The organism is uncultured Nisaea sp. (assembly GCF_963974195.1).
In the GTDB taxonomy this organism is placed as follows: domain Bacteria; phylum Pseudomonadota; class Alphaproteobacteria; order Thalassobaculales; family Thalassobaculaceae; genus Nisaea.
Genome location: NZ_CAXBDC010000122.1, coordinates 1 through 11,851 on the forward strand (window position 1 = coordinate 1; position 11,851 = coordinate 11,851).

Genomic DNA, 11,851 nt, shown 5'->3' on the forward strand with positions numbered 1-11,851 from the left:
CCATGTCATCAGCCTCCTAGGCTACCAGGTTCAGCGACCCGTCGTCGCCGATACCGTCGTGTTCCGAACCGGTGGTGGCCGTTGCCGGCAACTCGTCGCTGCCATTAAGGTCACCGCCTTCTTGCGAGAGGGGTCCGTTTCCGGAGCCGGCATGCTGTTGTTGCCTCTCGTTGGTGCCGCCGCCTCTCATCTGAAAGTCGAGGCTATCGCCACCGGTCTTGAATCCTGCGTCTTGCAAGGCCCGTTCCAATTGCTTTGCATCACGCTGCAAAAGGTCCATGGTTTCCGGCTTGTCAACGATCACAGTTCCCCGAACGCCGCCGTCAGAGCCGAATTCGAGGCGAACCTCTACCTTGCCAAGCTCTGAAGGGTTCAGCTGGATCTTGATCTTGTCGAGACCGCCATGGGCAGCTTTTACCAGCTTAACTTTGACCTGTTCGGTCGCTGGAGTGGGCAAAGTCTGCCGATCCTGAGGGGCGGCTGTACGGTCGACAGACGCACTTTTCAGTGTTTCGGCAAAACCAGTGCTCGTACCTTGAGCCGGAAGGTCGGCTGCCCGTGATGCATTGGACGTTGTATTGGCCGGATCGGCTTGTCCACGCTGCATGGGTGACGATTGTTGACGGACAGATGCAAGCTGTTCCGGTGTCGTGACGCTATTTTGAGGCTGCGTCACGGCCGTGAATGCCGTTGCCGCCGGGTTTGTTGGGGGGGGGGGACCTGCTATCGCGGGATTAGGCTGGCCCGGGTTGGCCGGGACCTTGGCGCCAGCATTCTCATTTGAAGCCGTCACCGCATTGCTGCGCTTCACGTTGGAGCCGCCAAGCGCATTCGACCTTACTCCCCGGCTGTTCAGCGCTGTCGCGGCTGCAATTGTTTCTTCGGAGGTTGGAAGAGTTGCCTGTTTGGCGGAACCTTCGGCCGGGAGGCCGCGATTGCTGGCCGTAAGGGCGGTCTCTGCTGAAATGGCAGGTTTTGCCGGCTCTTGAGAGACGATTTCTATCTTTGGTTTTGCTGCTGTCTCTGCCGCAGTCTTCGCGGCGATTGCAGTCGTCGCCTGTGCGTTGCCTTCAACGGGCTGGTTTTTCCCAGCACCATTGGGCACGGCTGGCGTCTGCGCGCTAGCGGGGACGGCCTGACTGGTCTGAGCCGGAGTTGCCACCTGAGGCTGGGGAGCAGTTGCCGGCTGACCCGCGGTGCCCGACTTATTACCTTGATGAGAGGTCTCGGATTGTGCCTGTGGGGGCCACGGAACGGGTAATTTGAAAGTCGTTGTGTCATCGCCAGATACAGCGCTCTGTGTCTTGGCTGCTGTGTTCTGGTCAGTCTGGGTCAGCTTTTCAAGTGCGGCGAGCTTCGGGTCTCTGGACGTGGTTGCAGGTGCCACCGCTGCCTTCTGTGCCGGAGCCTCTGCATGCTGCCCCTTTTTGTTGTCGGCGTTTGCGGCTGCAGCTGCCTGCTCAGAAGATGCCTGTGCGGTTTTCTGCTCCGGAACAACAGGTGTCGCAATTACTTCGGGTGTGGAAATGTCGGCTTGTGCGGATGATACCGTATCGACACCTTCTGCCGGAGCGGGTTTATCAACCGCACTTTCGGTGCCTTCATCAGCAGGCGTGGATGTATCTGCCGGCTGATCCGGGGCTGATTTTTTGACAGACTCGGTATTGGCCGCTGATGCGGTGTCGGATTGTCCGCTTGTGGCTTTTCCCGCATTTGTGCCAGTAGCGCTGGCTTGCTCTTTTGTGCTGGTTTGAGGCGGTTCGGGCTTGCGCTGTGCCGTATCCGATGAAGCGGTCCGTGTGGGCGCGGCATTATCCGATTGCCGATCGTTCCGGCTGACTTCGGTTTTGCGATCCCGGTCGGATCGATAGCTTGCCGTGCGCGAGGACTCGGTTTCTCGTGGCTCGTTCGCTTCTTTATAGTCATCGAGCCTGAATTTCGGGCGGTCAGGATTACGCGCCGCGATCGGATCAAAGGCTAATCCGCCTGCGTGCTTCCCGGTGTAACCGATTGCCGGATCGTTTGTCGTTGATACGGGAGACATGTTTCGCCCTCGCGTGTTGTTCTGCAAAGGGAGAAGCAAAGAGCGGGCCAGATATTTCGGCAGAATTTGCCGGGTGATGGCTTGGTTTGCTCGTTTGGAAGGGGCGCGTGTGTGATAAAGGGGGAAGATTGTTCCTGGTAAAGGGCAACCAGATGCTGCCAGCAGGGGAGGCGTACGAAATTTGATGCCTTACTGTGAGGAGGGCAAGGTGGGAATATGAGTTGTTTTCTTGTAAGGTGTTGATATAAAGATAAAAATAATTTAATTACAATTTTAAATTCTTTATTGACAACATTTATGAAAATGTAGATTATAGGTTCGTGGGTAATGCCCGCCGTCAGCAAAAAGCTGATTTAACCTGAGCCCTTAGAAAGAGGACTTGAAAAAATGGCTATCCAAAACTCTGTTTTGACCAACCCGTCTTCCTTTGTTGCCCTTCGTACCCTGAATGGCATCAACCGCTCGCTTGATACCACCCAGAACCGTGTCTCCACGGGCCTGAAGGTTGCGGGCGCCCTGGATGACGCGTCCAACTTTGCTATCTCGCAGGGTATCCGTGCTGAACTTAAGGCTATCGACGCTGTTACGCAGGGTCTGAATAACGCCAAAGGCATTGGTAACGTTGCGATTGCCGGTGTGACCGGTATCTCCAATCTGCTTGCTGACGTCCGCGGTAAACTGACCGAGCTTGCCAACGAAGGTATCACAACCACACAGCGGCAGATCCTGAGCAATGACTTCGACGAGTTGCTTTCTCAGGCAGCTAACTTCATTGCAAACGCAAACTTTAACGGCGTGAACCTGATCCAGTCTGGTGCGGGTTCAGTTAATACACTCTCTAACCTGGCTGGCGGTTTGCTCACGTTGACTGCACAAAGCGCGGTCAATACCCAGGTCGGCAGCCTGGCCGGTGGTGATGTGACTTCTGCTACCGCTGCTCAGAGTGTGATTGCGAACCAGTATTCCAACCTGGAATCGGTTGTGAATACCGCACTTGGTTCTCTGGGGGCGGAGGTCCGCGCTCTCAACTTGCAAACCACTTTCCTTGAGGAAATCCGGGATGCAACTGACGAAGGTCTGGGCAATATCGTGGATGCCGATCTGGCTCGTGAATCCGCAAGGCTCACGTCTTTGCAGGTTCAGCAGCAGCTGTCCACGCAGACCCTGGGCATTGCAAACCAGCGTCCGCAGACTCTTCTTGGCCTGTTTGGTTAAAACCGGCTCAAACATTTTTCGGCGAAAGGGCGGCTTCGGCCGCCCTTTTTGCGTTTGCGGTTAAAATCGCAAATTCGCATATTTCCGTAACGGCGTACTTCGAGAAATCTCACAAGCTGAACCGATCCGGAATCGGCGGGAATTTCTAAATATTTCAATATTCTAAAGTGGCGCAACCAGAGGTTAGCCCTGTGCGCGTGCAATCCCTCACTGAGATTAATCTTTTAGCAACTGTTTTGTGTGTTAATATCGGTTATCCGCTCAAAGAAGCGGGTTTTGCTCTGGGGGCTTGCCCCTAAATACTGCGGAAAAAATTCCGCCGTCCTTAGAAAGAGGAGGCCAAAATGGCTATTCAAAACTCGATCAATACGAATCCGTCTGCATTCACCGCGCTTCGTACCCTGAACTCCATCAACCGTAATCTTGATACCACCCAGAACCGTGTTTCCACGGGCCTGAAGGTTGGTGGTGCTCTCGACAATGCTTCAACCTTTGCCATCGCGCAGGGTATCCGGGCGGAGTTGAGCGGTATTGACGCGGTTTCACAGGGGCTGAATACCGCCAAAGGTATCGGTAGTGTTGCAATTGCCGGCGTGACCGGTATTTCCAATCTCCTGACCGATGTCCGTGGAAAGCTGACGGAACTGGCTAACGAAGGCATTACGACGGCACAGCGTACGATCTTGACTGAAGATTTTAACGCGTTGCTCTCGCAGGCCGGTAACTTTATCGCCAACGCATCCTTCAATGGTGTGAACCTGATTGAGTCCGGTGCTGGCTCGGTCAATACGCTTTCGAACCTGGCCGGCGGTACTCTGTCGCTGACAGCACAAAGTGCGGTCAATACCCAGGTCGGCAGCCTTGCTGGCGGTGACGTGACTTCGGCGACTGCTGCCCAAAGCGTGATTGCGAACCAGTATGCCAATCTGGAGTCTGTCGTGAATACGGCGCTGGGCTCTCTTGGTGCGGAAGTTCGTGCCCTCAATCTGCAGACGCAGTTCCTTGAGGAAATCCGCGACGCAACCGATGAAGGTCTCGGCAACCTGGTCGATGCTGATCTGGCTCGTGAATCTGCTCGGCTTACGTCTCTGCAGGTGCAGCAGCAGCTCTCCACACAGACTCTCGGGATTGCAAACCAGCGCCCGCAGTCTCTGTTGGGTCTGTTCCGTTAAACGCGGATCAAATCTACTTGAAAATCGGGGGGAGAAATTCCCCCGATTTTTTTTGTCCTAAATTTGCGGTGTTCCTCTCGCTCTTAACCTTATTTTACGTGAGATACCTTTATCATCTGCACTATATCGTTCGGGATGTGACGAAGCGCATTTTCCGAATTGCCGATTTAGTGTTATTGGTATGCGTCCAAGTCGGTTGCACGGGTTCCGTAGAATGCCATTAAAAATCAATGTGAAGCCGGGAGAAAAGTTCGTCGTTAACGGCGCGGTCATGGTGGCCGGGAAAAAAGGTGCGTCTCTGGTTCTGCAGAACGAGGCCACCATCCTTCTTGGCAAAGACATCATGCAGGAAGAGGATGCGACGTCACCGGCGAAACGTATCTACTTTACCATTTTGTTAATGTATCTGGATCATGATGATCCTGATCAATATCGTGGCATGTTCCTTGAGCTTGTTGAGAGCTTTCTTGATGCGACAACTTTCAAGGAAGTGCGTATGACGCTTTTGAATCTTGTACAGGATGTGAATGAAAAGCGGTTCTACAGAGCTTTGAAAACCTGTAAAGCCCTCATTACTTATGAGGCTGAAATTCTCAAGATTAGCGCGCCAGAAATGGCTGGGAGTAATTGATGTCCGGCATTGATGCCTACAAGAAGACAATCAATCAGACTGCGACGTCACGCGATACGGAATATCGTTTGCTGGCTCAGGTTACGTCTGAATTGATGAAGGCCATTGATAATAAAAAGGGAGCAGCTAACGACCCCTCCAAGATGGCCCAGGTCGCATCGGCATTGAACTGGAACAAGCAGGTATGGGACGTCTTTGTTGAAGATTGCGGCACTGCTGGCAATCAGTTACCCCGAGATTTGCGGGCTGCAATTGTGAGTCTGGGAATCTGGGTAACAAAGGAGACCGCAATTGCGCTTGAGGGCGAGGGGGATCTTGATTCCTTGGTTGCGGTAAACCGGGATATCATGAAAGGCCTCAAGCCTTCTCAGGCGCCGGATAGCCAGCCGGCGCCCAGACCAGGCGGGTCTGTGAGCTCTATTCTGGATCAGGCCTAAAATTAGACCTGAGTGCATTTTGCTGCTTTATGAGCAGACGGTATGGAGACTGGCTGTCTTTGCCGGATTGTATTTTCTAAAGCTACCAGCGAGGCAGCTGACGGCATTTGTGCCGAGTCTTTGTAAATGTAAGAATCCGGATTTATAACCGGTAGAGACAGAAAGCATCATTCTCCTTTCTCCTCTTAAGGTTTCTTGGCGCTGCTTCTTTGATCGAGCAATTATTTGTGGCGAAAATACATTCCACATTTTTCTGTCTTTCGAAATTCTTGGCGACGCTCTTGAGCCATAGGGCGTGGCGTTTCTGTGTGCGAAGCAGGAATGATATTTCCGCGCTCAGTAAGTTGCTCTCCTAAGGAAAATAGTGTCCGTGTGCAGCTGCAAAAAATGCCGATCAGGCGGCGTTTCGATAGCAAAGAATCGGCTCTCATTTTTCTCTTTGAATAAAATATCATTTAAAATCAATTAATTACTGTTCCATCTCTGGTTGGCCCGACTATTGCGATATGAGGGCCAAGACAGTGGTTCGTCGCTGTTCCTGCCCGGCAAAAAAGACCTTGTCCAAGAAATGGACTTGGAGCTGAAGGGCGGAGGCGACGCGAAGAGAGAAGGAACACTGGTTATGGTTAGCAACTCGATTCTGACGAACCCGGAGGCTCTGGTCGCGCTCCGCAATCTTGAGCGTACCAACTCCCTCCTGGCGCAGACACAGGACCGAGTCTCGACCGGTCTGAAGGTGACTGGCGCCGAGGATGATGCTTCGAACTTTGCCATTGCGCAGGGTATCCGGGGAGATTTGCGGGCTTTGAGTGCTATTCAGCAGGGGCTGAATAACACCAAGGGCATCGCTCAGGTGGCGCTTGCGGGCACAACCTCGATTTCGGATCTGCTCGCGGATGTCCGGCAAAAGCTGACGGAGCTTTCGAACGAAGGCATTACGACGCAGCAGCGCAGTATCCTTCAGGATGACTTCAACGAATTGATCTCCCAGGCACGAAACTTCGTTGCCAACGCGGTGTTCAACGGTGTGAACGTTCTCGATACCTCGACCGCGGTAAATACGCTGTCGAACCTGAATAACGACACGATTACCCTGCGGGCACGTAACCTGCTGACGGATATCAACTCGCTTGGTGGCGCGACCTTGACGACGGCGACCAATGCGCAGAGCGTTTTGACCGAACAATATTCGAACCTGGAATCGACGATCAACATCGCTCTCGGTCAGCTTGGTGCTGATACCCGGGCCCTGAACTTCCAGACGGAATTCCTGACGTCGGTCAGTGATGCCACGGAAGAAGGTCTCGGCAACATCGTCGATGCCGATCTTGCCCGCGAGTCAGCGCAGCTTACTGCTCTGCAGGTTCGTCAGCAGCTTGGTGTCCAGGTTCTCGGTGTGGCCAACAATGCGCCGCAGGTCCTCCTGGGTCTGTTCCAGTAAGTAACGGATCCATAGTTCTTGGAGGGCCGTAAAATGCGTCAGGGTTATGCCGCATATTCGAATGTTCAGACCAAGACCGAAAGTCATCAGCAGATTGAGTATCGGTTGCTCGGGCAGGTGACGGCCGCGTTGAGGAAGGCGCAGGAAGACACTGCTCCGTTGCAGGATAAGTTGAATGCAGCCTTATGGAACGGGAAGGTCTGGAATGCTTTCCTCTGTGACCTCTCCGAGCCGGGAAACCATCTGCCTGATCAGCTGAAGAAAAGTCTGATTCAGCTTGCCCACTGGGTCGCTCATGAAACCAAACTTGTCATTGATGGCAAGGCGGAACTCACGGCGATGATCAACGTGAACCGCCAGATCATGGAAGGTCTCCAGGACCAGTTCCGGCTCGCTGAAGCCAGTTAACGGACTAAACCAGGCCTTCTGAGCCCCTGTCAGCGATATTCTGATAAAATCCTGACCAGATGGGGAACTGCCTCGTCAATCAGGGCTGGCCAAGCACGGTCGCCTGTTTTCACCAGACTGCATTCTATTGGAAACCAGGGATCTGCCCCGGCGCCGAAGAAAATAGCGCCGCACTGGGAATGCAGGCCAATCGATGGTGTCCCGACGGCTCCTGCCATCATTAGAACGGATGTGTTTGGCGATATGACCAGATCTAGGGCGGCAATCATTGCCGCTACCCGATCGAGTTCGTCTTTCTGATCAATGCCCGGCGGGATATTGAGTTGCTGGTCCGTTACTGTCTGGATAGCCGCGATCTCGGACTCTGAAACATCGTACTGAAGGCAGACGGGCAGGAAATCAGCTGCCTTGAAAAATGGGGTGATATCCGCCAGTTCCGGATAATTATGCCGCGCTCCAGCCCTTCGCATCCCGCTCCGCCAACTGAGGCCGACCGCAGGCCACTCTCCATGTGCACGGAAACTGTCTTTCCAGCGTCTGACCTCGCTGACATCAGGCTTCAGATAGCCGGCATGCGAAGGAAAGCTGCAAAGGGAAGGACGGACAAATGATTGCATGTCGGCAAGCATCATATACTGGCCGATGCCGTGCGCTCCGATAAGCGGAGCATATTGAGCTGTTGACGGTACGGTTTCTGACCGTTGGATTTTCTCGATCACGGTTACGTCTGGGAAAGACCGTGCGAAGAGAGGAAGCAGGCGCTTGTCAGATTCCAGAAAGACAGGGCCGTTGAAGCGTTTCTGAATGTCGGGGATGCAGGATACGAAGCGGAGCTCGTCACCGATGCCTTGCTCATGACAGACCAGTAAGCCTGCTCCGTCCCCGCAGGGGGCGCCGTCCCATTCCTTTGGCAGGCCATGCCGTATAATCTGAATTTCAGGTTTCAGATGGCGCCAGAAGTTACGGGCGTGCCCGCGTTCAATTTCGCCGGCGCTCAACAAGGCATCCGTCAGGCCGTGCTGCAATTCTATATTTTCTGGCTCGATCAGGCATGCTCGCGAGGCGTTTCGGACAGCATCCTGCATGCGTCCGACCCTGCGCTCAGCCAGTTGCAGGTTGTTGAGTGCCTGGGGGGAGCTGGGAGCAAGGACCAGGGATTTTCGATAGGACAAAATTGCCTGGCTGGCCTTGTAGGCATCAAGCAGGGCCCTGGCTTCCTGAAAAAAATATTCCGGGGTTAGCGTTGATGTCCTGGCGAAGGAGTGCAGGGCCTCAAGCGCTTCCTCTGGTCGTTCCAGATCATTGAGCGTTGCAATGTAAGACATTTTCCAGCCCTGTTCGTCTGGGCAGAGAGCCATTGCTTTCTCAAGTGATTGAAGGGCAGCGGCAGGATTACCGTCGAGCCGCTCCGCTTCTGCAATGTTTCGCCAGGCTTCAGGGTGATCCGGTGTGATGGCCAATGCGTGCCGCAATTGGCGGTGTGCGTCTTCCGGATGATGTTCTGCCAAGAAAATACAGGCGAATCGATTGATGCAGTTGGCATCATTAGGAATGAGAAGCAGCGCGCGCCTGAAACAATCCGTGGCTTTTGCCGTATCGCCTGCCTGGAACAGTGCCAGCCCGTAAAAATGCCAGAACTGGCCCAAATGCTGCAATTGAGGCGCGACGGACATATAGATCTGCAATGCTTCCGGAATCCGGCCCGCGCTGTGTTTGGCGAGTGCGTCCTGAAGCGTCTGGATCGCAGCTGATTGGGATTGAATAGGCATTTGCCGATGCTGCACTAACGCCGGCGCATCGGAAAGCCTTTCTGGAAATTCTTAAAAGCCAAAACTGGCCCGGTTATTGCTTTCGTAGTTATGAGGCACTTTGCCTATGAGACTTCGGAGGTGATAGCCACCATGTCAATTAACAGCGCTCTAATCGCGGCAACGTCCGGCCTGTCGGCAGCTCAGGCACGTATCGATGTGGTGTCCCAAAACGTGGCGAATGCCGCGAACCCGACATACACACGGAAATCGCAGGAGCTGCAGACCCGGATCATCGGCGGTCAGGCGCAGGGTGTTGACCTCGGTGTGGTAGTGCGCACCGTCAATGAAGGTCTACAGAAGGATATCCGTTCCCAGACAGCGACCGTTTCCGAGCTGACGGTTCTGGATACCTATCTTGAGCGTATGGTCGAGTCTTTCGGCCGGCCTGGCGATGACGATTCGATCTCCGCGAAGATCACGGATCTGAAGGAAAAACTTCAGGCCCTGTCGATTGCTCCGGAGCTTGGAGCGAACCAGGCTGAAGTTCTGCGCGCGGCGGAAAGTGTTGCGGCCGAATTCCAGGAACTCTCGCGGACCATCAGTAATCTTCGAAAGGAAGCGGACCGGCAGATCGCGGATACTGTTAATCTGGCTAATACGGCACTGGAAAATATCGACACACTCAATGATTCAATTGCCACGCGCAAGACCCAGGGGCTGACGACCGCCGACCTTGAGGATAGCCGTGATCAGTTCGTTGAAGAGCTGTCGCAATATATGAACATCAACGTGATCGAGCGCTCGAATGGCGAGTTGACCATTTTGACCGGCGATAGCCGCTTGCTGCTTGATGATACGATGTTCCCGCTGACATTCGTTGAAACCTCCCTTTTTACGGCGACCACTGCTGGTCAGCCTTTGCAGCTTGAGGACGGTCTTCCCGGTACTGCCACGAACCCGGATATTTCTGCCGAGGTGTCCGGTAAGGATGGCGAGCTGGCCGGGCTTCTAAGGGTGCGCGATACCATCCTGGTTGAAGCGCAAGATCAGCTGGATACTCTGGCGCACGAACTGGCGAACGACCTGGATACCTTCACGATCAATGGTACGACCGCGGTGGTTAACCTGTTTGTCGATGGTGGTGGTGCGGTTCCCGCCGACGCGCTGGGCAGTGAACAAGGGTTTGCTGAGGTGATCCAGGTCAATGCTCTGGTGACCGGGACGCCTTCAATCCTGGTGACTGGTGATACCGGAAATGGAGCAAATACGTATGTTGCCATCGGCTCCGGTGACCATCGTGTCGCAAATGCCATGCTTGATGTGTTTCAGGATACCCAGACTTTCGTTGCCGGCTTCGGGCTGACCGCCAATAACAGTATCGAAGGTTTTGCCGCCGAACTGGTCGGTTTCCAGGCCAACCAGCATGCGACCTTTGAAAGCCAGCTTACGTTTGAAACCAATTTCCGGGACACCCTGGTACAGACCTATCGGGATGAAAGCGGTGTGAACACGGATGAAGAGCTTGCCAAGCTGATCGAACTGGAAGCCGCTTTCGCAGCCTCCGCGCGTGTCTTGCAGACTGTCCAGCAGTCGCTCGACGAACTTGTTAACATTATTCGTTAGGAAGGAGTGAGACGATGCGTGTCGCCACCCTGACAATGTCATTGCGGGCACAGAATACAGTCCTGAATCTTCAGGATCAGTTTTCGCGTGCGCAGCAGCAGGTTTCGACCGGGAAGATTTCTCAGATTTACAGCGGGCTGAAAGGCGACGACGCGCGTGTTTCGATCCAGTTGCGCGAGGAGATCCAGACCAAGGAGACCTATGTCACCACCATCGAGCAGGTGCGGACGCGTACCAAGATCATGGAAGCGGCGTTGACCGGTATCCAGGATCTTGCGGAGCAAATGCGGGTTGAGCTGATCAACCAGCAGGAAGGCAAGTTCGATGACACCGCGCCGGTGTTGAAGCAATTCGCGGATTCCGCCATCGATCAGCTTGTGAGCCTTCTGAACACGCAGTCAGAGGGGCGGTATCTCTTCAATGGAACGGATGTCTCGACGGCGCCTGTGGATAATGCCGCAGCTCTTAAAACAGCAGCGTATGCCGCGATACCGGCGCTTGCTGTTGGTAACTCCGCGGTGGTGATCGGCGCGTCAGCCACTCAGTTCGGGACCGATGCAAACTGGAACAATGTTGCCGGGCTTGTACCGGGGCAGACCAAGCCGTTTGCGTTTGATGCGGCGGAAGGTGTGCGCCTGGAGTTTGGCGAACTCGCTAACGACGATTCAACCTTCGAGGAGCTTTTCGAAGTATTCGCCACCTTTGCCGATGTTGATTTTGCCGCGGGCCTTGATAATGACTACCGTGCCCTGGTGAATGACGGTTTGACACGGGTTGAGGCTGCTGCGGATGAGATCGGCCTGATGATTGCCTCGCTGGGTACGACCCAGGCGCGCATGACGGATATTGAATCGCAGCACAAGGACGATAACACATTGCTGTCGAACCAACTCGATGGTGTTGAAAATGTTGACCCTTTTGAGGCCGCAGCAGAGTTTCAGCTGCTTCAGGGGCAGCTTCAGGCAGCTTACCAGACGACGGCATCCTTGCGGCAGCTTTCCCTTGCTAATTACATCTAGAGTCGACGGGGACATTGGACGCCTGACGCGACCTTCTTAAGGTGCTGAAGTAAACTAACTTCGATGATTCCGCTGTAATGCCGCGAATTTTGTCTAAATTGTTCTCTAAT

The 11,851-nt window shown here is 54.1% G+C and carries 10 protein-coding genes; 8 read left to right on the top strand and 2 right to left on the bottom strand.

The window, feature by feature from the left end; genetic code table 11:
- Positions 1-16: 16 nt before the first annotated feature.
- Entirely contained in the window at positions 17-2,044 is a 2,028-nt protein-coding gene (locus tag AAC126_RS19445; protein ID WP_339856523.1) for a flagellar hook-length control protein FliK, read from the bottom strand.
- Between the two features lie 387 nt (positions 2,045-2,431).
- Here AAC126_RS19445 and AAC126_RS19450 point away from each other — a divergent pair, with 387 nt between their 5' ends.
- The 6 genes from AAC126_RS19450 to flaF (AAC126_RS19475) all read left to right on the top strand — a co-directional run bounded on the left by AAC126_RS19450 (position 2,432) and on the right by flaF (AAC126_RS19475) (position 7,348).
- Positions 2,432-3,259 carry a flagellin gene (locus AAC126_RS19450; protein WP_339856526.1) on the top strand — a complete coding sequence of 276 codons (828 nt, stop codon included), beginning with the start codon at positions 2,432-2,434 and terminating at the stop codon, positions 3,257-3,259.
- A gap of 344 nt (positions 3,260-3,603) precedes the next feature.
- Positions 3,604-4,431: a flagellin gene (locus AAC126_RS19455; protein WP_339856528.1), complete on the top strand. Its 828-nt coding sequence runs from the start codon at positions 3,604-3,606 to the stop codon at positions 4,429-4,431.
- Positions 4,432-4,645: 214 nt separating this feature from the next.
- Positions 4,646-5,062, top strand: a complete 417-nt coding sequence (locus AAC126_RS19460) for a flagellar biosynthesis repressor FlbT (RefSeq protein ID WP_339856530.1) — start codon at positions 4,646-4,648, stop codon at positions 5,060-5,062.
- Positions 5,062-5,499: a flagellar biosynthesis regulator FlaF gene (gene flaF, locus AAC126_RS19465; RefSeq protein ID WP_339856531.1), complete on the top strand. Its 438-nt coding sequence runs from the start codon at positions 5,062-5,064 to the stop codon at positions 5,497-5,499. Before AAC126_RS19460 ends, flaF (AAC126_RS19465) begins: the two co-directional genes overlap by 1 nt.
- Before the next feature lie 622 nt (positions 5,500-6,121).
- A complete protein-coding gene (locus AAC126_RS19470; protein WP_339856534.1) occupies positions 6,122-6,940 on the top strand; it encodes a flagellin in 819 nt (272 codons plus the stop codon).
- Positions 6,941-6,973: 33 nt separating this feature from the next.
- Positions 6,974-7,348, top strand: a complete 375-nt coding sequence (flaF, locus tag AAC126_RS19475; RefSeq protein WP_339856537.1) for a flagellar biosynthesis regulator FlaF — start codon at positions 6,974-6,976, stop codon at positions 7,346-7,348.
- 29 nt (positions 7,349-7,377) lie between these two features.
- Here flaF (AAC126_RS19475) and AAC126_RS19480 read toward each other — a convergent pair whose 3' ends face one another.
- Positions 7,378-9,117 (bottom strand): tetratricopeptide repeat protein, encoded by a 1,740-nt coding sequence (locus AAC126_RS19480; protein ID WP_339856540.1) that lies wholly within the window; start codon positions 9,115-9,117, stop codon positions 7,378-7,380.
- A 120-nt stretch (positions 9,118-9,237) separates the two neighbouring features.
- Here AAC126_RS19480 and flgK point away from each other — a divergent pair, with 120 nt between their 5' ends.
- Together flgK and AAC126_RS19490 are read left to right on the top strand one after the other, a co-directional pair.
- Positions 9,238-10,722 carry a flagellar hook-associated protein FlgK gene (gene flgK / locus AAC126_RS19485; protein ID WP_339856543.1) on the top strand — a complete coding sequence of 495 codons (1,485 nt, stop codon included), beginning with the start codon at positions 9,238-9,240 and terminating at the stop codon, positions 10,720-10,722.
- 14 nt (positions 10,723-10,736) lie between these two features.
- Complete coding sequence (locus tag AAC126_RS19490) at positions 10,737-11,741, top strand: flagellin (RefSeq protein WP_339856545.1); 1,005 nt, start codon at positions 10,737-10,739, stop codon at positions 11,739-11,741.
- Positions 11,742-11,851: the final 110 nt, after the last annotated feature.